Source organism: Pseudomonas sp. TWR1-1-4, assembly GCF_049897165.1.
Lineage (GTDB): Bacteria > Pseudomonadota > Gammaproteobacteria > Pseudomonadales > Pseudomonadaceae > Aquipseudomonas > Aquipseudomonas canadensis.
Genome location: NZ_JAFCVS010000006.1, coordinates 580,892 through 604,847 on the forward strand (window position 1 = coordinate 580,892; position 23,956 = coordinate 604,847).

The 23,956-nt window shown below is 62.1% G+C and carries 21 protein-coding genes; 2 read left to right on the forward strand and 19 right to left on the reverse strand.

Going from position 1 to position 23,956, the window contains the following annotated elements:
• Positions 1 to 55 precede the first annotated feature (55 nt).
• From ACP7C6_RS21815 to ACP7C6_RS21850, 8 genes are all read right to left on the reverse strand, one after another.
• Entirely contained in the window at positions 56 to 688 is a 633-nt protein-coding gene (locus ACP7C6_RS21815) for a hypothetical protein (RefSeq protein WP_028615228.1), read from the reverse strand.
• A gap of 81 nt (positions 689 to 769) precedes the next feature.
• Positions 770 to 2,212, reverse strand: coding sequence for an efflux transporter outer membrane subunit (locus tag ACP7C6_RS21820; RefSeq protein ID WP_426109227.1), 1,443 nt, complete (start codon positions 2,210 to 2,212; stop codon positions 770 to 772).
• Entirely contained in the window at positions 2,209 to 3,099 is an 891-nt protein-coding gene (locus tag ACP7C6_RS21825; protein WP_028615226.1) for an efflux RND transporter periplasmic adaptor subunit, read from the reverse strand. Before ACP7C6_RS21825 ends, ACP7C6_RS21820 begins: the two co-directional genes overlap by 4 nt.
• Positions 3,096 to 3,305 (reverse strand): DUF1656 domain-containing protein, encoded by a 210-nt coding sequence (locus ACP7C6_RS21830; RefSeq protein WP_012721577.1) that lies wholly within the window; start codon positions 3,303 to 3,305, stop codon positions 3,096 to 3,098. Before ACP7C6_RS21830 ends, ACP7C6_RS21825 begins: the two co-directional genes overlap by 4 nt.
• Positions 3,302 to 5,380, reverse strand: a complete 2,079-nt coding sequence (locus tag ACP7C6_RS21835) for an FUSC family protein (RefSeq protein ID WP_028615225.1) — start codon at positions 5,378 to 5,380, stop codon at positions 3,302 to 3,304. Before ACP7C6_RS21835 ends, ACP7C6_RS21830 begins: the two co-directional genes overlap by 4 nt.
• Positions 5,377 to 5,787, reverse strand: coding sequence for a MarR family winged helix-turn-helix transcriptional regulator (locus ACP7C6_RS21840; protein WP_028615224.1), 411 nt, complete (start codon positions 5,785 to 5,787; stop codon positions 5,377 to 5,379). The genes ACP7C6_RS21835 and ACP7C6_RS21840 overlap by 4 nt, the downstream gene beginning before the upstream one ends.
• Before the next feature lie 347 nt (positions 5,788 to 6,134).
• Positions 6,135 to 6,380, reverse strand: a complete 246-nt coding sequence (locus ACP7C6_RS21845) for a DUF2789 domain-containing protein (RefSeq protein WP_028615223.1) — start codon at positions 6,378 to 6,380, stop codon at positions 6,135 to 6,137.
• Positions 6,381 to 6,415: 35 nt separating this feature from the next.
• Complete coding sequence (locus ACP7C6_RS21850) at positions 6,416 to 8,020, reverse strand: glycosyltransferase family 39 protein (protein WP_028615222.1); 1,605 nt, start codon at positions 8,018 to 8,020, stop codon at positions 6,416 to 6,418.
• A 168-nt stretch (positions 8,021 to 8,188) separates the two neighbouring features.
• Between ACP7C6_RS21850 and ACP7C6_RS21855 the strand changes: the two genes are divergently transcribed.
• Together ACP7C6_RS21855 and ACP7C6_RS21860 are read left to right on the forward strand one after the other, a co-directional pair.
• Positions 8,189 to 10,357 (forward strand): outer membrane assembly lipoprotein YfiO, encoded by a 2,169-nt coding sequence (locus tag ACP7C6_RS21855; RefSeq protein WP_236317881.1) that lies wholly within the window; start codon positions 8,189 to 8,191, stop codon positions 10,355 to 10,357.
• Positions 10,354 to 11,058: a DUF3142 domain-containing protein gene (locus tag ACP7C6_RS21860; protein WP_028615220.1), complete on the forward strand. Its 705-nt coding sequence runs from the start codon at positions 10,354 to 10,356 to the stop codon at positions 11,056 to 11,058. Before ACP7C6_RS21855 ends, ACP7C6_RS21860 begins: the two co-directional genes overlap by 4 nt.
• A gap of 129 nt (positions 11,059 to 11,187) precedes the next feature.
• Here the strand turns inward: ACP7C6_RS21860 and ACP7C6_RS21865 are convergent, their stop codons facing one another.
• The 11 genes from ACP7C6_RS21865 to ACP7C6_RS21915 form a co-directional block, all read right to left on the reverse strand.
• Positions 11,188 to 13,641, reverse strand: a complete 2,454-nt coding sequence (locus ACP7C6_RS21865; protein WP_426109228.1) for a TonB-dependent siderophore receptor — start codon at positions 13,639 to 13,641, stop codon at positions 11,188 to 11,190.
• Positions 13,642 to 13,733: 92 nt separating this feature from the next.
• Entirely contained in the window at positions 13,734 to 14,684 is a 951-nt protein-coding gene (locus tag ACP7C6_RS21870) for a FecR domain-containing protein (protein WP_308908189.1), read from the reverse strand.
• On the reverse strand, positions 14,681 to 15,190 hold the full coding sequence (locus ACP7C6_RS21875) for a sigma-70 family RNA polymerase sigma factor (protein WP_028615217.1): 510 nt from the start codon (positions 15,188 to 15,190) through the stop codon (positions 14,681 to 14,683). The genes ACP7C6_RS21870 and ACP7C6_RS21875 overlap by 4 nt, the downstream gene beginning before the upstream one ends.
• A gap of 74 nt (positions 15,191 to 15,264) precedes the next feature.
• Complete coding sequence (locus ACP7C6_RS21880) at positions 15,265 to 16,710, reverse strand: efflux transporter outer membrane subunit (protein ID WP_068937691.1); 1,446 nt, start codon at positions 16,708 to 16,710, stop codon at positions 15,265 to 15,267.
• On the reverse strand, positions 16,707 to 17,765 hold the full coding sequence (locus tag ACP7C6_RS21885) for an HlyD family secretion protein (RefSeq protein ID WP_028615215.1): 1,059 nt from the start codon (positions 17,763 to 17,765) through the stop codon (positions 16,707 to 16,709). Before ACP7C6_RS21885 ends, ACP7C6_RS21880 begins: the two co-directional genes overlap by 4 nt.
• A gap of 15 nt (positions 17,766 to 17,780) precedes the next feature.
• Positions 17,781 to 19,316 carry an MFS transporter gene (locus tag ACP7C6_RS21890; protein WP_068937690.1) on the reverse strand — a complete coding sequence of 512 codons (1,536 nt, stop codon included), beginning with the start codon at positions 19,314 to 19,316 and terminating at the stop codon, positions 17,781 to 17,783.
• A 152-nt stretch (positions 19,317 to 19,468) separates the two neighbouring features.
• Complete coding sequence (locus ACP7C6_RS21895; RefSeq protein WP_028615213.1) at positions 19,469 to 20,389, reverse strand: LysR family transcriptional regulator; 921 nt, start codon at positions 20,387 to 20,389, stop codon at positions 19,469 to 19,471.
• Positions 20,390 to 20,441: 52 nt separating this feature from the next.
• Positions 20,442 to 21,068, reverse strand: a complete 627-nt coding sequence (locus ACP7C6_RS21900; protein ID WP_305383345.1) for a TonB family protein — start codon at positions 21,066 to 21,068, stop codon at positions 20,442 to 20,444.
• Positions 21,069 to 21,167: 99 nt separating this feature from the next.
• A complete protein-coding gene (locus tag ACP7C6_RS21905) occupies positions 21,168 to 22,016 on the reverse strand; it encodes an ABC transporter permease (RefSeq protein ID WP_012721565.1) in 849 nt (282 codons plus the stop codon).
• Between the two features lie 11 nt (positions 22,017 to 22,027).
• Positions 22,028 to 22,879 carry an ABC transporter ATP-binding protein gene (locus ACP7C6_RS21910; RefSeq protein WP_068937688.1) on the reverse strand — a complete coding sequence of 284 codons (852 nt, stop codon included), beginning with the start codon at positions 22,877 to 22,879 and terminating at the stop codon, positions 22,028 to 22,030.
• Between the two features lie 40 nt (positions 22,880 to 22,919).
• Entirely contained in the window at positions 22,920 to 23,813 is an 894-nt protein-coding gene (locus tag ACP7C6_RS21915; protein WP_426109229.1) for a TauD/TfdA dioxygenase family protein, read from the reverse strand.
• Positions 23,814 to 23,956: the final 143 nt, after the last annotated feature.

The window sequence follows — 23,956 nt, forward strand, 5'->3', positions numbered from 1 at the left end:
AGCACTGGCGGCCGCGAACGGCCCAGCTTTTCAGAGGGATCAGTTCGGTACTAGTTCACGAATACTCCAGTTCAATTTCATCCAACTGGTGGTCGAAACTCTTCAGGCGCGCCGTCCAGGTGTACACCAGCACCTCAAACTCGCGGTGTATCACGGCATTGCCAGGGGTGTCGGCCTTGGGGTCGCAGAAGTCCAGTTGATAGCGCTCGCGCGCCATTTGCGTGGCCACGTCGGACAATTCCCGCGCGTTATTGAGCCAGTGCCTACCGTCCGCGACCTGTTGATCGAGGGCCACGCACTGTTTCTTCAGGACTTCGAGGCTTTTTTCCAGGGGCGTGCCAGTCAGGTCGCCCATGACTTCCTGGAAGGTGCGCCCCGGTTGCCAGTAGCTGCCCCAGAAGTAGCGGTCGAACACGGTCTCGACCCGGCGCAACGCGACCTTGGTGTCCCAGATCGCCACGCGGGTCTTGCCTTGTTCGAGGAGTTTTTTCTTCACCCGTTGATTCTGGTAGGAGGCCCACGCCACGACGCCGATGGACAGGGTGCCGATCACCAGGCAGGCGCTGTCGAGAAACACCATCGCCTTGTCGAGTTGGTGAGCCAGCATGACGCCGTAGAAATAGGTAGCCGACAACAACACCAGTGCAAAACACACGCACCAGAAAGCGGGAGCATAAGGGTTTTTCATTATTGGAATCCCCATGAGCAAACGCGAACGTTGACCGGCGGGCCATCACGGGAGCCCGCCAGTCAAAGCATAGCTATTTGCTCAGGGTTTGCTGGCCGGCGCGGGTTGCGTTCGTCCGCTTTCCCAGCCGCCGCCCAAGGCCAGGAACAGATCGATCTGGCTCATGGCAACTTGGGTGTTGGCCGCTGCCAGTTGCGCTCGCACATCGGTATAGGTGCGGGTGGCTTGCAGGTCGGCAAGGAACGATGCGCGGCCGGCCTGGAAGAAGCGATGGGTCTGCCCTGCCGCTTCCTTGGCCGACTCGCCGGCTTCGGCCAACGCGTCGCGGCGTTGCAGTTGCGCGGTGTACTGCGCAAGGCCGGTCTGGGTTTCACGGATGGCGTTGAGCACCACCCCGTCAAAGTGCGCCAGGGCGCCCTGCGTGGCGGCCTCGGCCTCGTGGACGCGCGCGCGGGCGCCGTTGGTCGGGACAGTCCAACTGATCATCGGGCCAAAGCCCCAACGGTTGGTCGCAGGCTGACCAAGGTTTTCGAGCAGGCCAACGGTGCCCACCGTGGCGCCGATGCTGATATCCGGGTAAAGCGCGCCAGTGGCCACGCCGATACGCGCGGTAGCAGCGGCCAGTTGACGTTCGGCCTGGCGCACATCGGGACGGCGCTTGAGCAGCGTGGCGCCGTCGCCTACCGGCAACAGCTGGGCGATATGGGGCAATTCGGCGCAGGTGTCGGTGCCCCCGGGCAGTTGGTCCACCGGCTTGGCCAGCAACATCGACAGGCGGAACAAACCGGCCTGGCGCGCCGCTTCGTAGCGCGGCATATCGGCACGCAAGGATTTGTATTGGGTTTGCGAGCGCGTCACCTGGGTTTCATCACCGCGCCCGGCGTCGCGCAAGCGCTGGGTCAACTGGGTGCTTTGGGCTTGCAGGTCTAGGGACTCGTTGGCAATCGCCAATTCTTCGTTCGCTGCACACACTTGGGTGTAGGAGCGCACGACATCGGCCACCAGGGTGATGCGCGCGATATCGGCAGCGGCCTGGGCTGCGTCGGCAGTGGCCTGGGCGCTTTCGATGCCACGTTGCAAGGTGCCGAACAGATCGAACTGATACGAGGTGGTAATCCCCACGCTGCCGATGTTACCCACCGGGACTTTGTCGGCTAGCAAAAACGCTTCGCCGGACTCTTGCAGGCGCTGGGCCTCCGCCTTTGCGCCAAGGCTCCAGCCGCCTGCGGATTCAGCTTGTTGGGTCTGATAGCGCGCACGCTGCAAGTTCGCAGCCGCCACGCGCAAGTCAGTGTTCGACGCCATGGCCTGGCGCACCAGCTCATCCAGGCGAGGGTCTTTGTACAACTTCCACCAGTCGGCCGGTACCGGCGTCGACACCACGTTGTTGCCCTCACCGGCGATTTGCCCTTGCAGGTCGCCACGATTGACCGCGGCTTTATCCGGCAGCGAGTAATCCGGGCCCACCGCCTGGCAGGCCGACAGCAACACACCCAGCGCGGCGGTGGCCAACAGCTGCTTCATGGCTGGTCTCCGTCTTTAACCTTATCGCCGATGATCGAGACGGTGGCCGTACGCCCGGCGATCATGCGGAAGTCCGCCGGCACATCATCAAAGGCGATGCGCACCGGAATCCGCTGGGCCAGGCGCACCCAGCTGAACGCCGGGTTGACGTTGGGCAGCAGGTTGGAGCCACTGCTGCGGTCGCGGTCTTCGATACCGGCAACGATGCTTTGCACATGGCCGCGCAGGCGGGCGTTGTCACCGATCACACGGATGTCCACCGCCATGCCGACGTGGATGCCGTCGAGCTTGGTCTCTTCGAAATAACCATCGATATGGAAAGAATTGCTGTCCACCACCGACAACACCGGACGCCCGGCGGTGACGAATTCCTGGGTGCGCGGCGCGCGGTCGTTGACGTAACCGTCCACGGGGCTGCGGATCACCGAGCGGTCGAGGTTGAGCTGGGCGGAATCCACCGTCACCTGGGCTTCGGCCAGGGCCGACTGGGCACGGGCGACGCGGGACTGGCTTTCTTCCAGCTGCTCGCTGGGCACCAGGTTGCCGAGGCCACGGTTACGCTTGTACTCGCGCTGGGCCTGCGCCAGGGTTTCCTGGCGGTCGGCCACGGCGGCCTGGGCTTGGCGCAGGGCCAGCTTGAAACGGTCCTGGTCGACGGCGAAGAGCACTTGGCCCTTGGTCACCAGCTGGTTGTCATGCACGTCCACACGCTGGATCAAACCGGACACGTCCGGAGCAATCTGCACGATGTCGGCACGGATGTGGCCGTCACGGGTCCAGGGGGCAAACATGTAGTACATGACCATGCGCCACACCACGACGACCGCAAACGTCACGATCAACAGCGTGAGGACTACACGGCCGATGGTCAAAAAAGGTTTTTTCATGTCATCAGGTATCGACTGAGTGAGTCCACCGCGCCCAGCAACAGCGCGTAAAGCCCCACATTGAACAATGCCCGGTGCCAGACCAGGCGATAGAAGTGGACGCGGGTCAACAACCCGTGCACCACCAGGAACAACACATACGTAATGCCCATCAGCACCAGCAGCGTAGGCAGGAACACCCCGCTGATATCCAGATCACCGATCATAAAGGCGCTCCATCAGGCAGCGGCGCTTCCATCTCGGTGCCGCCAATAAATTCCACGCCCGGCAGCAGTGACAGGCGCAAGCCCGCCAGCGCATGCAAAAGATGCAGGCGGGTGTCGTCTTCGTCTTGCAGGCCTTGGCCGTTGAGGGCTCGGCGCGTGCGGTCCAGGGTCATCAGCAGACCGCTGGGCGCGGGCAAGCGTTCACCGGCCTTGAGGCACGCCTTGAAATAGCCGCCCACGCCTTCCACCACCTGGTTGAGCAACACCCGTGGCACCCCGAGGATGCGCGGCGAATAGGCCAGCAGGTCGAGCAGGTTCAGCGCCACGCGCAAATCGCGCAGGGCGGTGCCGGTGTCCTGGTTGATCAGGGCCAGGCGCGGCAGGTGTTGCATCAGGCGGTCTAGCATCTGCGCGGCCATGTGCCGGTGTTCGGCCAGGGTCGCGGGCTCGGTGAGGCTGACGATGTCGCGCCAGCTGAAACGGGTCAGGCGCTTGGCCGCCAATTCAGCGCCGAAGGGCCGCGCGATCAGCGTCCACACAAAGGCAAACAGCAAGCCCACCGGCCCCGCCAGGTTGACGTTGGCGAAGTTGAGGAAGTCCGCGTCATAGGCGCCCTGGATGCTGATGAACGACGAGGTGTTCACCAACGTCAGCAGCATGCCCAGGTAGAAACGCGGCTGCACGGTGAGGGTGCCGATGCAGATAAACGGCACGGCAAACGCCAGCACCAGCATCGGGAAGTCGTGCAGGTTGGGCAGCACCAGGAACAAATAGAGGCTGGCAAACAGCACTGACATGGCGGTCCAGAAAAAGAACCGATAGATCTGTGGCGCCGGGTCATCCATCGAGGCGAAAAAGCTGCAGGCGACAGCGGCCAGGATCACCGCGCTGCCGCCGTCGGTCCAGCCGAGCAGGATCCACAGCACCGAGGCGACGATGATCGCGGTGACGGTGGAGAACGCCGAGTAGAACATCAACCCACGGTCGAGGAACGGCGTGAGCCGGCCCAGGCGCCAGTGACGGTACACGGCGCGCCAGGTGTCCTGGCTCTCGCACTGGATGGCAGCTTGCAGGCTGCGGCAGTCTTGCCACAGGTCGATCCACTCTGCGAGACGATAGAGCGCATTGGAGAACAGCAGCGTGTGCCGGTCATCCAGCGCTTCGCCCTGGGGTTGAGCGGCGTCGACCTGGTCGCGCAGCACGCGCCAGCGTTCAAGCGGGGCTGTTTCGGTGGTGCTTTCCAGCCAGGCGTTGGCGGCCTCCAGCAACGGTGTGAGCTGATCTGCGAATTCCGGGGCGCGGTGTTCAATCGCGTACACCGCATCATCCAGGGCATCGATCACCGGCAGCAGGTGGATCATGCGCCCGCGCAATTCCTTGGTGTTGCGCACCGTCTGCGGCCGCGCGCCTTCGTGGGGCAACTGGCCGATCATTAATTCGAGGGTGTTGAAGGTGGCGACCATACCGCCGCGCAGCGTGCTGATTTCGTCGGGCTCTACATTGCGTGTGAGGAACCGCTGGCTGTAGACCTGAGCGTCGGCAAACCACTTGGCCACCGAACCATCAAACACCGGCATCAGCCGGCGCGGCCAGAACATTGCGCCCACCACTGCTGCCACTGCGATACCGAGGAAGATTTCTTCGGTACGCGCCTCTGCCACATCCCACACCGCCAGGGGGTTATCCACCACCGGCAGGGCGATCAACGGCAAAGTGTAGCCGGCGAGCATCAGGGCGTAGTTGTTGGCCGTGCGCAGGTGCATGGAGAGGAACAGCAGGGTGCCCGTCCACAAGGCAATCACCACCACCAGCATGTAGGGCGACTGCACGAACATCGGCACAAAAAGAACGGCCGCCGCCGCCCCCATGAAGGTGCCGATGGCGCGGTACAGCGCTTTGGAACTGGTAGGGCCGACAAACGGGCTGGAGACGATATACACCGTCGCCATCGCCCAATACGGACGCGGCATTTGCATGAGCATGGCGATGTACAACGCGATCATCGACGCCGCGAAGGTGCGTACCCCGTAGAACCAATCACGGGCAGGCGGGAAACCGGTAAAAAATCCGTTCAAAGCGACGCCGCCTCGAAGGCGCGCAGTACACGCAGCGCGGCTTCCATATCACCTGGGGTCATGTCTGCCAGCACTTCCTTGCGCAGGCGCACCAATTGCACCTCCACCGCTTGCACCAGCTCGCGGCCACGCTCGGTTAGGCTCAGGGCCTTGGCGCGGCGGTCGTGAACGTCTTCGGTGCGGCACACATAACCGTCGGTACAGAGCCGGTCGAGCAAGCGCACCAGCGACGGGCTTTCCATCCCCGATGCCTGGGCCACTTTGACCTGGTGCACGCCGTCGCCCAAGCGGCCGATCATCAACAACGGCACGGCGCAGGCTTCGGAGATGCCGTAGCTCACCAGCGTGGTCTGGCAGATTTTGCGCCAGTTACGGGCGCCCACCACCATGCTGCTGCTGAGGTTCATCTGGAGTTGTTCGAGGGATTGAGGCACTGGATAGTTCGCATACAGTTAGTTTGCTAACTATCAATATGGTGGATGGATCCAGATGCGTCAAGTTTTGAAACAATTTAGCGGATGGGTGGTGGTCGGTGCGTCGGTACAGAATTTACTAACACCGCAAAACTCTGTGGGAGCTGGCTTGCCTGCGATTGCGGTGGGCCACTCGAGGTATATGTCGACTGACACTCCGCTATCGCAGGCAAGCCAACTCCCACATTTAGATCGGGGCTTGGCCCGTCCGGGTCTTAGCGTGGGGAGACAGGCGCGTGCGTCAGAAAAAGCTCACTAACGCGGTAAAACCCTAGGTTTTTTTACCCCCCTCGCCCACCCCGCAACATGAGATTCAACTCATCCACCACTTCCGCCCAATCCGCATCCTCCAGAATCTCCTCGCGCAAAAACGCCTTCTGGCTGTCCGTCCAGAAAAACGCATCCGCCAGTTTCAGCTCCGGCTTGAGCGGCGAATGCACCGCCACAAACTTTTCGATACTCACCGGGTCATCCGGCAGACCCAGCTGTTTGAACAGTGACGGCAAGCTATGCACGGGCGATTCCATGATGGGCTCCTGGTAGAAAAAAGCATTCACCCAGTCTAGCGGCAGCCCTCGGGTTGCGCCGACGGGACATTACACAACACGAACAAGCGCGCCCTGGCGCCGCCGCCATCCTGGCGACTGAGTTCGCGCCAGCCCTCAGGCAGCGGGGCGAAATCGTCCGGCGCTTCGTTGCTGCTGATCAGCCACACGCGACGGGTTTCGGCGGGCAGTGCCGACAGGTGGTCGAGGTAGATGCGTCCGCCGTCCTGGTCCACCAGGGTGCCGAAGCCATAGGCATTCGGCCGGGTGGGCGTGCCGTCGGGTTTGGGCGGGGTGTAGAGCTGCAACTGGGCGTCGGTCTGGTCGTAATACACGTAGCTGAGGTACCACATCATGTCGCTGAGGACGATGCGGTCGTCTTCCTGATAGTTGCGGTTGACGAACTCCACCGGCACGTTGAATTGGTCGTGTTCGTCCACGGTGAAGTTGTTCTTCAAGCCCACCAGTTCCACGCCGACAAACAGCACGAACAGTGCTGCCCCCAGCAATGAAAACCGTGATGGCAGGCGATCGATGGCCATCGCCAGCAGGATCGGCAAGCCCAGGGCGTACACCGTCAGGTAACGCTCGATAAACACTGGGGAAATAAACGACACCCCGTAGACCAAAAGCAGTGGCAACAGGAAAAACAGCGCCAACAGGCCGGCCGGCCGATAGCGGTCGCGGTCGCGCCAAGCGGTGGCAACGACGACAGCCACCAGCAGCAACGGGAACAGCCAGAACAGTGGCGACCAGAAACCGACACCTTCATCCTGCAGTACGAATTGCCAGACCATCGACGGCAGGGAGAACAGGCTTACCGGCTCTTCCCAGCCAATATCACCGCCCACCTTGAGCTGTTCGACATGCTGCACCAAGTCCAGCAGATTCGGCAGCCAAGGCAGATACAACAGCACAATAGTGGCGTTGGCCAACCACCACGCCGGGCGCGTGATCAGTCGTTGGTCGCGCGGCATCGTGACACTCAGCATGCCCAGGTAAGCCCAATGCACCAACACGCATAGCGCAGTGAAGTAATGGGTGTAGAAACCGGCCGTCATCAATACGACATACACCGCCAGATACCGCGTGCGCTCAGGCTGGCGTACCCAGTAAACCAGCGCCAGCGTGGCGCCCAGCAGCCATACACCCAGCAGCGAATACATGCGCACTTCCTGGCTGTAGCGCACCGCCGTCGGCAACAGCGCCAGCAGTATCCCCGCCAGCACCGCCGCACGGCGGGTGGACAGTTGCCGCGTCAGCCAGATGCCCAAGCCCACGACGACCACGCCGGGAATGGCACTCATGCCGCGAATCGACCAGATGCTGTCGCCGAACAGTTCGATCCAACCGCGCAGCAGGAAGAAATACAGTGGCGGGTGCACATCGTGTGCCGCGTGGAACCACAGGTCGCCCAGGGCGTATTCGCTGAGCAGCAGGCTAGAGCCCTCGTCGCCCCAAATCGCCGCCGACGTCAGGTTGTAAAAACGCAGGGCCATGGCCAGCGTCAGGATCGGCACCCACCAGAGGCGGCTGATCCAGCCGGCGCCTTCCCAACTGAGGCGGTTGAGTGCGGGTAACGTCCCGACCTTTTCGTTTTGCTCTACCACAGACCGACGCACCTCGATTCCCCCGATTGCCCAAGCGCAAACACCGCCACTCTAGGACAAAAGATCCAGGCTGGCTGCTGGAATCGGACAAATCAGTAATTTGTGCAGGGCTTCTCCGAAGCAACCGTAGGAACACGCTATTATTGCCTCCCTCCAAGGACTCAGGATCAAGGACACGTCATGCGCATCGGTTTTCTGTCACCCCTGGCACTGGCACTGCTTGCCGGCATCACCCAGCAGGCCCAGGCCAGCTCTGACGACTCGTGCTACCCCGACTGGCGCGTCTCGCGTGATAGCCTCGATTCCTGCAGTAACCTGCCCTTCCTCAGCCCCGGCAACGACAGTCGCGTCAACCTGCGCCTGCTGCTGGCGGACAAAAAGGCCGAACCGCTCACGCCCAATGCGCTGAGCGAAGATGATCTGTCTCAGGGCTTCGGCCCGGTGCCGTTCCCGGTCTATCGCCTGGCGCCTATCCCCGCGACAAACGATGAGCCCGACAACAAGCCGGACAATTCACGCACCGCCGAACTCGACACCCTGCTCAAGCCCCTGGGCATCCAGCGCGACGAGTACAAGACCGCAGGCGAAGCGTTCCTGACTGGCGAGGGCAGCCGTTGCCGCAGCAACGATGATGACAGCGCCACGGCGTTCATCAGCCAGGTGATCAAGGCCGACATGCCGGCTGCTGAGCGTGAGCTGCTGATAAAAGCGCGCCTGCAACTGCTCACAGCCTGTTCGTGGGAAGGCCAGGTGGTGGACGCCCAGCAGATCCAGTCGAACGACGGCCAACTGTTCCGTACCTACCTGCAAGCCGCCGCCGACTTCTACAGCGGTCGCTTCGGTGACGCTGAGCGCGGTTTTGCCGCCGCCAGCGCCAGCCACGTGCCTTGGCTGAAGGAAACCGCGCTGTATATGACTGCGCGCACGTCTTTGAACCAGGCCCAGGCTGAAGCCTTTGACGAGTACGGCATGCCGCAACTCGAGCATGTGGATAAGTCCGCCCTGAGCCATGCCGAGGAAGGCTTTCTCGGTTACCTGAAAACTTACCCACAGGGCGACTACCTGGCCTCCGCCCGTGGCCTGTTGCGCCGTGTTTATTGGTTGGCCGGTGATAACACCAAGCTTGCCGAGGCCTACGCCTGGTCGATGACCGAGGCAACGGACGCGCAGCGTAATGTGTCGGTAGATGATCTGGTGGAGGAAGCCGACCTCAAGCTGTTGATGGTCAATAGCGAAACCGTCAGCACGCCGATGATCCAGTTTGTCAGCGACCTGATGGTGATGCGCGGTGGCAACCAGCCTGCCCTCTCCCGCACCGACCTGGAAAAGCAGAAAGCTGCGTTTTCCAGCGCGCCGGAGCTGTATGACTACTTGCTCGCAGTGTCTGCGCTGTATACCGAGCATCAGCCGGACGCCGCGCTGAAACAATTGCCCCAGAGCGTGCCGTCGAGCCTGAATTACTTCGCCTTCAGCCAACAAACCCTGCGTGCCCTGGCCCTGGAAGCCAAGCAAGATTGGAAAGGCGCCGAAGCGCTCTGGCTGCAACTGCTGCCGCTGGCGAAGTTGCCGTTGCAACGCGATCAGCTTGAGCTGGCGTTGGCCATGAACTACGAACGCAGCGGCCAGTTGGCCAAGGTGTTTGCCGCCGACTCGCCGATCAGCGCCAAGCAGGTGCGTTACATCCTGCTGCGCAACGTCGCCGGTCCCGAGTTGCTGCGCCAGCAGATCGCCCAGGCCAGCGATCCGCTGGAACGCCAGACTGCGCAATTCGTACTGCTCTACAAAGACCTGCTGCGCGGTCAGTACGCCACCTTCGCCGACGACCTCAAGCAACTGCCAGCCTCCGCCCCGGAAGACAAACTGGGCACCAGCCTGGGCTACGTCTACAGCGCCAGCCAGACCTTGAAGCTGTTCCAGTGGAACGGCGACAAAGCCGAGTCCGGCTACGCCTGTCCGAGCATCACGCAAATCGCCGCGACCTTGCAGAGCGATGCCAAACACCCACAGGGCCTGAACTGCCTGGGTGAGTTCATCCTGCGTAACGGCCTGGACGGCATGCCACTGGAACAGGCGCGCGCCGCCGGCAGCCTGGGCAGCAGTGCATCGGACTTCAAGGGTGAAACCTTCTCGCGCCTGGATGGCTACAAACAGGTGATCGGCAACGCCAAGGCACCCAAGAATGACAAGGCCTACGCCCTGTTCCGCGCCATCAACTGCTACGGGCCGTCGGGCTACAACAGTTGCGGCGGCGTCGACGTGGAACCGGCCGTGCGCAAGGCTTGGTTCCGCCAGCTGAAAACCAGCTACGCCGACACCCAGTGGGGCAAATCGCTGCAGTACTACTGGTGAAACACCTGTGGCTCGGCTTGCTGTTGCTGGCAATTCCGGCCTTCGGCGCCGTCGACGCCCGTGACTATGACGCCTTCTGGCTGTGGAGCGGGGTTACACCACAGCCGGTGCTCAAGCAGGCAAAAACCCTGTACATCCTCCAGGGCCAGATCAACTCCACGCGCCGCGCGCCCCAGCGCGGCGTGCAGATGATTGCCCAAGGCATCAGCGTGCCGCGCCTTACCGAAGGCGACATCTGGATCGTCTACCGCGCCCACACCCTGCACTGGCCCGAGCAGGTCTACCGCCAACTGTTCGGCCAGGTGCAACGCTGGCGCGACGCAGGCAATCCGGTGGTGGGCATCCAGATCGACTTCGATGCCCGCACTCAGTACCTGCATGAATACGCCGACTTCCTGCGCGACCTGCGCCAGCGCCTGCCCGCCGACCTGCGCCTGAGCATCACCGGCTTGATGGACTGGAGCAGCAACGCTGATCCGGCGGCCATCGCTCAACTCAAAGGGGTGGTGGATGAAGTGGTGGTACAAACGTATCAGGGGCGGCACAGCATCCCGGATTACGCGGCGTATTTGCCGCGGATGAATCGGTTGGGGTTGCCGTTCAAGATTGGCTTGATTCAGGGTGGAACGTGGGAGGCACCAGGGTATTTGCAGGGGAACGAGTGGTTTCGGGGGTACGTGGTGTTTTTGCAAAACCCATGAGGGTTCACCATGGCCTGTAGGAGCGAGCTTGCTCGCGAAAGACGTCAACGATAACGCAGCGCTATCAGGTAGCCGCGCGTCGTCCATGCGTTTTTCGCGAGCAAGCTCGCTCCTACAGTAGGTGGGGAATTACCAGTCGTAGGTCAGGCTCGACACCACCCTGCGCCCTTCGCCGTAATAGCAATCCAGGTTACTGGTGCACTGCGACACGTAGGTCTTGTTGGTGAGGTTCTGCACGTTCATCGCCAGTTTCACGCCCTTGAGTTTCAACGGCGATCGACTCAGGTCATAGCTCAGGCTGGCGTCGTAGACGCTGTAGGAAGGCACGGAAAAGGCGCCTTCGTAGTAGTCACCCAGGCTCTGGCGAGCGTAACGCACGCCCAAGCCTGCGCCGAGACCTGCCAGCGGTGTGTCGCCGAGCACGCTGTAGTTGACCCACATCGACGCGGTGAGCGGCGAGATGCCGGCCGGGTGGCGACCCTCGCGGCCATCGTTGTCCTTGGTGTATTTGATGTCGTTGCGCGAAGCCGACGCGACGATATCCCAGGCATCGCTGAGGACGGCCTTGGCTTCCACTTCCACGCCGCGTGAACGCATGGCACCGCTTTGGGTGCTGAAGGTGGTGTCGACCGGGTTGGTGGTGAGCACATTTTCCTGGTCCAGTTGGTAGACCGAGACCTGCACGAAACTCTTCTGCCCAGGCGGTTGGTACTTCACACCGACCTCGTATTGGTTGCCGGTAGACGGCTCGAATGGCTTCTGGTTGGCGTCCGTGCCGGCCAGTGGCAGGAAGGATTCCGTGTAGCTGACAAACGGCGCCACGCCATTATCGAACAGGTACACCAGGCCCGCACGCCCCGTGAAGGCCTGGTCTTTGCTAGCGAAGCGGGTGTCGGTCAGGGGCTCTTTGTTGACGACGTTGGCCCAGTCGTAGCGCCCGCCCAGTACCAATGCCCATTTGTCCCACTTGATCTGGTCCTGTACGTACAGGCCGGTCTGGGTGATGGTGCGGTCCCAGCGGTACGGTTGGCCGAAATTCAGGCGCTGGCCGTAGACCGGCTTGAACAGGTCGATGATCGGCGGGTTGCGGTCGTACAAGCCGTGGAACAGTGAGTTGGAATGGTAGTAGTCCAGGCCGAAGATCATCGTATGAGAGAAGGCACCGGTATCAAATTCCGCCTGGGCAATGCTGTCCACGCCAAACACTTTGTTGTTCTGCGCCCAGTCCACACCGAAGCGTTGCAGGTAGCGTTGATCCTGTACGCCAGTGGCCGGGTTGGCGACGAAACGGTAGCCGTGCAACGGCGCGGTGTAGCGGTCGTCGACCTCGGCATAACGTGCGTTTTGCTTGAGGGTCCACGTGTCATTCAGGCGATGGGAAATCTCGTAACCCAGCGCGTATTGCTCGCGGTTGTACTGGTTGACGCCAGGCTCGCCGATGAACAGGTCGCGCTTGATCTTGCCATTGGGGTTGGCCCACAGCGTGCCGGACGCCGGTAAACCCTGGGCTTCGGGCACGCCTTTGTCTTTCTGGTACTGCGCGAACACCGTCACACTGGTGTCATCGTTCGGCTGCCAGGTGAGGCTCGGCGCGATGAACTGGCGTTTGTTTTCGACGTAGTTGATTTCGTCCTGGCCGTCATTGGCCAGGCCGGTCAGGCGATACAGAAATTGCCCTTGCTCATCCAGTGGACCGCTCAGGTCGATGGCCGCGCTTTTGTGCTCGTAGGTGCCCGCTTCCAGTACCACTTGGTGGATCGGCGTTTCGCTGGGGCGCTTGCTGACCATGTTGACGATGCCGCCGGGCTGGTTCTGCCCGTACAGCACGGAGGCCGGGCCCTTGAGCACTTCGATGCGTTCCAGGGAATACGGCTCGATCTGCAACGCGCCGCCGGTACTGCCGCCGCCATAGGGCAAGTGCAGACCGTCGAGGTACAGGGGCGTAGGCGAGAAACCGCGAGAGGTCGGCTCATCGAAGAGCTTCACCCGATCGGCGAAACCACCCGCGCTCATGCCCGGGGTGTAGAGCAACGCCTGGGTGACGCTTTGCGCGCCGCGCGCCTTGATCTCGGCGGCGGTGATCACGTTGATGGTCTGGGGAATTTCTACCAGTGCCGAATCGGTCTTGCTGCCCGATGCACTGCGCGTGGCGACAATACCGTCCACCGGACCCCAGGCATTTTCCTGGGTTTGCTGGCCGCTGATCTGGGTGGCGCCCAGTTGCAAAGGCCCGCCATTGGAAACCGCCTGCAACGACCAACCGCCCTGGGATTGCATCGCCATCAGGCCGCTGCCCGCCAGCAGCCGCTCCAGACCCGATCCGACCCCATAGCGCCCTTGCAGGCCCGCACTGCGCTTGCCTTCGGTCAGCGTCGCGTCAACCGACAGCAAAATGCCCGACGCGCTGGCAAAGCGGTTCAGTGCCTGGTCTAGGCTACCGGCCGGGATGTTGTAGCTGCGCAGCGCCTCGGTACTTTCTTCGGCATGGACCAGCGTCGGCACCATCGGCACCGTCGCCAACAGGCTGACAAACAAGCCACGGCGCAGGGCGCGGGCCAAGGGTTGGATTGGGTGGTGCGGCATTGCAGGACTCCCCGTGATATCGCTTCTTGAATGGCTTTCAAGAGGTATCCCGAACGGGACGCAAAAACCGACAAGCGCAGGTGAAAAAATTTTCAGGCCCGTGCCTTGATCGTCACCCAGTAGCGCGTGACCGCTTGCACCTGTACCGGCAACGAGCGCTCCAGCGCGGCGAGGATGGCGTCGGTATCGTTGAGCGGAAACACGCCCGTCAACAGCAGCCCCGCCACCGCTTGATCACACCGCAGCAGCCCCGGACGGTAACGACTCAGCTGTGCCACGAATTCGCCCAACGGCTGGCGCTCGGCGATCAGACGGTGCTCGGTCCAACTGCTGGCATTGGCGCTCACCGCTGCCAACGCCGAGCTTTGGCGTTGGTTGAACCACAGGCTGTCACCGGCGTTCATCTGCACGGCTGCGCCCTGTAACGGCGTCACGCGAACGCGGCCTTCGTACAGGTCGACACGGCTGCCATCGGGCAGTTCGCGCACCGCAAAACGGGTGCCCAGCGCCTGCACGTCGCCAGCTGGGGTTTCAACGATCAATGGGCGGACGGGATCGTGGCCGCTGGTCAATAGGATTTCGCCTCGGATGAGGCGGATACGTCGCTCGCTGGCGCTGAAACGCAGGTCGACCGCGCTGTCGCTGTTGAGGTCCAGGCGCGTGCCATCGCTGAGGGTGAGGTGGCGAATCTCGCCGGTGCGGGTGCGGTATTCGGCGAAGGCGGCGTGCCAAGGTTCGCTGCGTTGCACCAAGTAGCCGCTGCCACCGGCCACCAACAGCACGCCGAGCAGCTTGAGCGCAGCGCGGCGCTGCGTGTCCGGTGTGTCGCGCAACACCGCGCGGGCGCTGTCGGCGGGCACGCTGCCGAGGGTTTGCTGCAGCTGCTGCAAACGCTGCCAGGCACGGCGATGCTCCGGGTCGGCGGCCTGCCAGCGGGCAAAGGCCTGGCGTTGTTCGCCTTGCAGGTCGCCGCCCCATTGCAGCATCAGCCATTCGCTGGCCTGCTCGACAATCGCCGGGGCGATGGGTGCGTCCTGTCTCATTCGGCGTAGGCCACTTGGTAGCAGGCGACGATGGCGCGGGTCATGTACTTCTGCACCGAGCTGACGGAAACGCTCAAGCGCTCCGCGACCTGTACATAACTCAGGCCTTCGAACTGCGACAGCAAAAACGCCTGGCGCACGTTATCGGGCATGCGGTCGAGCATGGCGTCGATCTGCATCAGGGTTTCAAGGATCAGTGCACGGGTTTCCAGGGACGGCGACTCCGGCTCGGGCAGGTGCGCGATGCTTTCCAGGTAAGCGCGCTCGATGCGCAGGCGCCGCCACTGGTCGATCACCAGGTTGCGGGCAATCTGCGCCAGGTAGCTGCGGCTTTCCTTGTCGCCGGGGAAGCGCCCGGACACCAACAGACGCAGGAAGGTGTCCTGCGCCACGTCAGCCGCGTGCTCGCGATCGCCCAGGCGTTTGCGCAGCCAGCCTTGCAGCCAGCCGTGATGGTCGCGGTACAGGAGGTGAAGCTGTTGCTGGCCGTCAGTCGCGCTGTCCATGAAAAAGCTCAGATACACTATTGAGAGCAATTATCATTACAGTTTATTTAGCGACTGACAAAAACTCTTTGTACTTAGCGCCCGGCGGTTTGCAGCGGATACACCGATTCCCAGCCTCCGCCCAACGCCTTGTACAACCCAACCATCGCCAGCGACACGCCCGTCGAGCTTTCCACCCACTGCTCCTGCGTGGCCAGTAGCGCGCTTTGCACGGTGAGCACGTTGACGAAATCCACCACGCCTTCAACATACTGCTGTTGCGCGGTGCGCAGGGCAATCTGGTTCTGGCGCACGGCTTCGGCAAGGCTGTCGCGGCGCAGTTGGCTGGCGTTATAGCGGGTCAGTTGGTCATCGATCTCATGCCAGGCACGCAGCACGGTTTGCTGGTACGCCAGCGCTGCTTCCTGTTGCTGGGCTTCACGCAGATTCAACATGCCTTGCAACCGTCCGCCGTTGAACAGCGGCAAGCTGAATTGCGGGCCGAAAGCAAAGGCGCGGGATCCCCAGGAACCGAAATCCGAGAGCTGCATGGCCTGGGAGCCGAGGCTGCCGGACAAGGTAATGCGCGGGTAGAAGTCGCCCTTGGCGACACCGATGCTCGCGGTAGCGGCGTGCAAGCGCGCCTCGGCCTGGCGGATATCCGGACGGCGCTCAGCCAGCTCCGAAGGCAGGCCAATCGCAACTTGGCGTTGGGTTTGCGGCACGGCGGCGTCTTTGGACAACTGCGCGTGCAAGGCTTGCGGCGGCTCGCCCATCAACAGGCTGAGGGCGTTGATCAGTTGGTCTTGGCGCTGTTGCAAATCTGGCAACCGTGCCTCGATGGCGGCGACTTGAGCGGCGGCTTCCGCTACGTCCAGGTCCGTGGCCACACCGTCAGCCAAGCGCAACTGTGACAGCTTGAGGCTGTGGCGGGCGACGTCGAGGTTCTGCTCGGTGACGGCGCGGGTGTTCTGTACGCCGCGCAGTTGGATATAGTCCTGGGCGGTCTCGGCGAGTACCGATAACAGCACGGCACGGCGGTCGTTTTCGGCGACTTGCAGGGTGGCGTCGGCGGCTTCGGTTTCGCGTTTGACGCGGCCCCAGAAGTCCAGCTCCCAGGAGGCCGAGAAGCCCATGTCCCACTGGTTGAACGCCGAACGGCCATTGTTGCCGGACGGGTCGCTCAAGCCTTTGCCGCTGTTGCGTTGGCGCAGGTAATCACCGTTGGCATTGACGTTCGGATAGCGCTCGGCGGTGGTCACCTGGCGCACGGCGCGGCTTTGTTGCAGGCGGCTGCTGGCGAGTTTCAGGTCGAGGTTATCGGTGAGCGCGCGGCGTGTAAGCGCCGAGAGTTGCGCATCGTGGAACACGTCCCACCAGCGTTCCTGCAATGGGTCGTTGACCGCACGACTGGCGGCCAGGCGGCCCTGGGGTTCGCTCCATTGGGTCACTTGTGGGCTCTGGGGCGTGTGGAAGTCCGGGCCGACCGTGCAGGCGCTCAGGCTGATGAGACTCAAGGTGAGCCAGGCAACTCGCTTCATTGCTGGGCCACCTCACGCTGCTGCGCGGCCGGCGAGGTGTCGACGCTGGCTTCCACCGACATGCCGACCCGCAGGCGCTCGGTGTGCGCCTGGTTGGGTTCGAGGACGATTTTCACCGGAATGCGCTGCACCACCTTGGTGAAGTTGCCAGTGGCGTTGTCGGGTTTGACCGAGGCAAACGTCACGCCCGTCGCGGGCGCGAGGCTCTCCAGATGACCGTTGAGCAACTCACCGTCGAGGCTGTCGACGCGCACCTGCACGGCTTGGCCGGCGTGCATATGGGAGAGCTGGGTTTCCTGGAAGTTGGCCACCACGTAGGCCTCCTCCAACGGCACGACCGCGAGGATCTTGCTGCCCGGCGTCACATAGGCGCCCACCCGCACTGCACGCTCACCGACCATGCCATCCACCGGCGCGACGATGCGCGTGTACGACAGTTGAAAACTGGCCAGTTCCAACGCGGCTTGGGCGCGTTTGAGCCCACCCTCGGCGGCATCGCGCTGGGCGGTGAGGATTTCCACCTGCTTGCGTTCCGCCGCCAGCACGGCTGTGGCATTCGCCAGGCGCGCGGTGGCCTGGTCGATGCGGGTCTTGGCTTGCTGAGCGTTCTGCACGGTGCCGGCGCCGACTCCGGCGAGGTGGTTGTAGCGGTTCAACTCGTGCTCGGCGAAGGCCATTTCGGCGCGATCTGCCGCGACGGTGGCCTGGGCCTGGGCGATGACCGAACTCTGCCGCTCCAGGGTCGCCGTGGCGTTTTTCAGTTGGGCCTGGGCCACCAAGGTATCGGCGTCGGCCGCCTGCGCGGCGGCGCGGAAGTCGCGGTCGTCGATCAGTGCCAGCAGTTGCCCGGCCTTGACGCGCTGGTTGTCCTCCACCAGCACCTCTTTGATAAAGCCGGCCACGCGCGGCGCCACCAGGGTGAAGTCAGCAGCGACGAAGGCGTCGTTGGTGGTCTGGTGCTTGTTGCCCAGCACGCCCGGCGCGACCAGGTACACCAACACGCCGACGGCAAATACGGCGATGATGGAGACGGCGATTTTGTCTTTGCGTTTCATGAACAGTCCTTTCTATCAAGTCGGTGCGCGAGGCGGAAAGATCCGCGTGGGCATCCAGAAAATCAGCAAGATCAACGCCACCGCGACCGCAGCCATGACGTAGTACAGATCCGAAGAAGTCAGCACCACGGCCTGCTCGTGCAGGCGGTGCGCCAGGCCCGGCGCGTCACCGTCGGCCAGGGGCGAATTGCCCAGGCGGTCGACCAACATGGTCGAGTGAAAGTGCAGGCGTTGGGTGGTCAAGGTGTCGATTACGCCGGTAGCTATCACGGCGGCCAGGCCTTTGATGGTGTTGAACCAGGCGGACGCGAACGGCCCGTCCATGGGCTGGATGCTGCCGGTGGAAAGCATCAGCAGCGGCAACACGGCCATCGGTTGCCCGAAGATCTGCAGCAGGTACAGGCCGTAGAAATCGTCGCGGATCCACTCCGATGTCAGGTGCGCACTGCCCACGCAACACAGCACCAGCATGCCCAGGCCGATCCCCAGCACCCAGCGGCAATCGACCCAGCGCAGGTTGCACAGCGCTGCCACCAGCGGCAGCGCGATCAACTGAGGGATCGCCATCAGCAGCATCACCGGCGCGGTTTGCAGCGGGCGGTAACCCTGGACCTGGGCGAGGAAACTTGAGGGGATGATGATCACCGAGGTCAGCACCATCAGCACGCCCGCCAGCACAATCAACGCGAACGACAGGTTGCGCAGGCCAAGCATCTGCAATTTAAAGAACGGTATCGGCTGCGACCATTCATTCACCATGAACAGCACCAGCAATAGGCTGCCGCCACACAGCAGGAAGGTGATCAGGCCCGACTCGAACCAGTCCAGCCGGTTGCCTTGCAGAATGCCGATAACCAGCATGCAGATCGCCGGGAAGCCCAGCAGCAGACCGCGCCAGTTGAACTGCTTGAAGCGCTCCAGGCGTAATGGATCCTGTGGCAGCCCGTAGGCCACGGCGACCATGGCCAGCAGGCACGGCGCGACGATCTGCCAGAATGCCCACTGCCAGCCGACATACTCGGTCCACAGCGCCGCCAGCGGCGTGCCGAGGCTCGGGCCGAAGGTGGCCGTGAGCGCATAGCCGGCCAAGCCGTACAGCTTGACGTTGGCCGGCAGGAAACGCAGGGCCACGGTCATCAGCATCGGCGGCAGCGCGCCGCCGGCCAGGCCTTGTACGGTGCGCAGTACCAGCAGGCTTTCGTAGTTCGGCGCAAACGGGCACAAGATGCCCAGCACAGTGAACAGGCCGATGGCGCACAGCGTGAAGCGACGTAGCGAAAAGGTCACCGAACACCAGGGCGCAAACGCCATGGCCGCCACGGAAGTCGCGGTGTAAGCCGCGACCAGCCAGGTGCCTTCGTCAAAACCGATGTACAGCGCACCACGGATATCCGCGAGGGCCACTTTGGTGACCATCTCGTTGAGGCCGGAGACCAGTACCGCCAGCAACACGCCGACCAGCCCGATGATGATGCGCGGGCCGAATACGGGTGGGGTCATGGCAGTAGGTTTGGCTGCGGCCGCAAGGGTGGGGGCAGCGAGGGAGGTCATGAACAGGTAACTCGGAATGTTAAATACCCGAGCAGTTTAATCAGGCACACACATGACAAAAAGTTACTTATTGGCAGGATATAACTGCGCCAGACGCAATCCTTAACGCGTGTAGGAGCCGGCTTGCCGGCTGCTACAGAGGTCTTGGGGTGTCAGGTGGGCTGCGCTTCGAGCCAGGTGGCGTGGCAACTCTCGCGCATGGTTTCGCGCAGCCATTTGTGAGCGGGGTCTTTATCGAAGCGCGGGTGCCAGGATTGGGCGAGAACCAGTGTTGGCAACGAGATTGGCAGGGCGAACGACCGCAGGGGCAGCTTCAGGCGATTGGCGCTCAACAGCGCTTCCTTGGGCACCGGCAGCAGCAGGTCGGAATCGGGCAGCATGAACATCGCGCCGTGAAAACCGGGGGCGATCATCGCGACACGGCGCTCCAGGCCCTGGGCGTTCAACGCGGTGTCGATCGGCCCACGGGCAATGCCGCGCCGCGAGATGCTGATGTGGGAATAGCTGGCAAAACGTGCAGCGGTGATTTCTTCGTCGAACAACGGATGATCTTCCCGCGCCAAGCCGACAAAAGTGGTGGAGAACAGGTTCTGCACCTTCACTTCGGGGGTGACCGGCAGGGTGTTGCTCACGCGTAAATCCAACCGGCCTTCACGCAGGGCTTCGTCATCGGTGTCGCCTTCGGGCACGAAGCACAGCTCGCACAATGGCGCCATGCGCTCCATGGTGTCGAACAGGCGACCGCCATACACGCCGATGAAAAAGTCATTGGCGCGCACGCTGAAGCGACGGCGCAATGTACTCAAATCCACTTGGTCCGCCGAACGGAACAGCAGCGCCGCCTGCTCCACCACGTTGCGCACCTGGCCTTGCAACTGCAGGGCTTTAGGCGTTGGCACCAGGCCGCGACCGGCGCGCACCAGGATCGGGTCGCCGACGGCTTCGCGGATACGCGTGAGGGTGCGGCTCATGGCCGCCGGGCTGAGGTTCATGCGGCGTGCGGCGCCCACCACACTCCCCTCGTCGAGCAAGGCGTCGAGGGCGACCAGCAGGTTCATATCCGGTAGTTGCATGCAAAGCACTCGTGACCCATCGAGAGTGAACTGGGCGCAATCGTAGCAGGCTTTACAGGTAACGCTTCAAATTGCGCGGCAGGTAATCCGCGTAGGTGGCCTTGGGATGAGCCTGGCATTTGCGCACGATGTCCGGCAGGGAGTTTTCCAGTTCGTCGGCGCGCGTCAGGCCTTCGTTGTAATCGCTTTTGCCGCTCAACGCCGGGAACATCACCGCCACCCGGGTAATGGCAAAACTCTTCATCGCAATCAACGGCCGGGTGGGATGCTCACGACGGAACTGGCTGACTTCTTCCGTCAGTGCACTGCAGGATTGGTAAGTGGTTTGGGTGAAGGTAAGCTGAGTCGCTTCCTTCTTAGGCGGTTCGGGCGTGAAAATCATATCGTTCTGCGCGTCGAGCACCGCCGGCCGATCGGCACTGACCGTCCACGGCTTGAAGCGCCAGAGTGTAGCCGCAGCCACGGCAGCCTCACCAAACGCCGGCTTGGTGGCGCTGAGCGCTTTGACATCACTGACCGTACCGTCGTTGTGAATATTCAAGCTGATGCGCGCATGCCCTTGGGTGAAGGTCAGGTGACTGGGATAAAGCGGCTTGGGCATGCTGACCACCTCGGGCACAAACTCCGCGAAGACCGAGGTCGACAGTAACAAGGCCGCTGCCAAAACAAAAAACCGCATCGTCGTAAATCCTTTTACCGGGTACGCCTGACGCCAAGGGGGCGTCAGATTCCGTCAGCATTATCGGGTTCACGGCGGACAAAGAGCAATCATTCCTGTTTAGCGCTGCATACCCCAACGCTTCACGGTCAGGCGCTCAAAGGTGTCAAATACCAGATTTTCCACGAGCAGTCCGATCAGGATCACCACCGCCAGTCCGGCAAACACCTTGTCTGTGTACAGCTCGTTACGGTTCTGGAAGATGTACCAACCCAGGCCGCCCTTGCCACTGGTGGCACCGAACACCAACTCGGCGGCAATCAGCGTGCGCCAGGCAAATGCCCACCCGATCTTGAGGCCTGCGAGGATCGACGGCAGTGCCGCCGGGATCAAGATGAACAGCACAAAACGCATGCCCTTGAGGCCATAATTACGCCCGGCCATGCGCAGGGTTTCGGACACGCCGAGGAACCCGGAATACGTGTTGAGCGCCAGCGCCCACAACACCGAATGCACCAGTACAAAGATCAGGCTGTTCTGCCCCAGGCCAAACCACAGCAGCGCCAGCGGCAACAACGCGATGGCCGGCAGCGGGTTGAACATCGAGGTCAAGGTGCTGAGCAGATCGCGGCCCAATTGGGTCGACACCGCCAAGGTGGTCAGGGCAAACGCCAGCACGATGCCGATCAGGTAACCCTTGATCAGCACCACCAGTGAAATGCTCACCTTGCTCAGCAATTCGCCGCTGAGCAGGCCGTCGTACAGCGCGTGAAAGGTTTGCAGGAAGCTCGGCAACAACAGGTCGTTGTTCTGGTAGCGCGCGACGGCTTCCCAGAGGATCGCGAGCACGATCAGGATCAGGCCTTTGCGCAGCCAGCCTTGTTGCCACAGGCGTTGGCGCAGGGGCAGTTCGCGCTCGACAGGGACGCTGAGCAGCGGTTCTAGGGTAATTTCATATTCCTGGCGCATGGATGTTCCCCTTAATACGCGATGCGGATATCAGCGAAACCCAACTCACGTTCGGCCTCGGGCGCTTCATCGAACAGCAAGCGATGAATCCGCCGCGCCGACGCCTGGAATTCCACACCCCCGAGGCTGTGCAGGTCGTATTGATGGCTGTGGATTTCGGCACGCACGCGCCCTGGATGAGGCGAGAGCAACAGGATGCGATTGCCCACCACCAGCGCTTCTTCGATGGAGTGGGTGACGAACAACAGGGTGAAGCGCACCTCCTCCCAAAGCAGCAACAGTTCTTCCTGCATTTTGCGCCGGGTCAGGGCATCGAGGGCAGCGAAGGGTTCGTCCATCAACAGGATTTTCGGCTGCATGGCCAACGCACGGGCGATGGCGACACGGGCCTTCATCCCGCCGGAAAGCGTGTGGGGATAGGCATCGGCAAACGCCGTGAGGCCGACTTTGTCGAGGTAGTGCAGCGCGCGCGCTTCGGCCTCGGCGCGCTTCAAGGTTTTCGAAGCCAGCAATGGGAACATCACGTTCTGTTTGACGGTTTTCCACGGTGGCAACTGGTCGAATTCCTGAAACACCACGATGCGGTCCGGGCCCGGTTGTTCGACCTTTTGCCCCAACAGGCGGATCTCGCCTTCGCAGGGCTTGATAAACCCGGCGATGGACTTGAGCAAGGTGGATTTGCCGCAGCCCGAGGGGCCGAGCAACACGAAGCGGTCGGCAGGGTCGATCTCGAAACTCACTTGGTGAGTGGCCCGCACCACGCGTTCGGGGGTGCGGTATTCAAGGCTTACATGGTCTACCGCCAGCAGCGGTTCGACAGCGTTCAAGTTGCTGGCCGCGTGGCCTGGCAAGCGCGCGTTCATTTCAACTCTCGTGCGATTGGGGGAAGGAGTGCAAGCCCTTTCAAAAAGGCGCGTCGCCCTGAATGGTGGTGCGGTACAGCTTGCGGCGCAGATGACTGGGGCAGCCGGCGGCCAGGTGAATCAGCGAGCGGTTATCCCAGAACACCAGGTCGTGGGGCTGCCATTGGTGACGATAGATGTTTTGCGGCAGTACGCTGTGTGCATAAAGCTGGCCGAGCAGATCACGGCTTTCGTCTTCGGGCAGACCGAGGATACGTGTGGTGAAACCCTCACTGACGAATAGCGCTTTGCGGCCGTTTTCCGGGTGGGTGCGCACGACCGGATGTACGACTTCCGCAACCTGGGCGAGCTGCTCAGGGGTCAACGTGGGGCGCCAGTTGCCTTCGAATTTGGTTTCGCTGTAGCGCGCGGTGTAGGAGTGCGCCGCGCTGCGGCCTTCAACAGCTTTGCGCAGATGTTCCGGCAACTGGTCCCAGGCTTTATGCATGTCGGCGAATAAGGTGTCGCCGCCCTCAGAGGGCAGCTCCTGGGCATGCAGCATTGAACCCAGGCTTGGTAGTTCTTTATAGGACAGGTCCGAATGCCAGAATTTCCCCGCATCCCCCAGGCCGATGGATTGGCCGTTTTCGATGATATTGGAGACGATCAGGATTTCCGGATGGTTAGCCAACAGGAATTGTTTGAGTACATGGATCTGCAGCACGCCGAAGCGACGGCTAAAGGCAATTTGTTGCTCGGGAGTGATACGTTGGTCACGAAAGACCACGACATGATGATCGAGGTGCGCGCGGTGAATCCGCGCAAAGTCATGGTCATCGATCGGGCGGGTCAGATCCAGGCCTATGATCTCGGCCCCCACGCTGCCGGGAAGCGGGCGAATCTCGAAGGCTTGGGCGGTAAGGGTCGCTGTTGGAACAGTAGAGGCGGCGGACATGAATTCACTCCCGGTCAGACAGGAGCGTGACTTTATAGATATAAGACCAGCACTTTAAATACCGTTAGTGAATATCTATAGACTGGAATGTGCCGGTGAATGCCCATTGCCGGCACTCACTCTGAAATAAATCTGCGACGCGA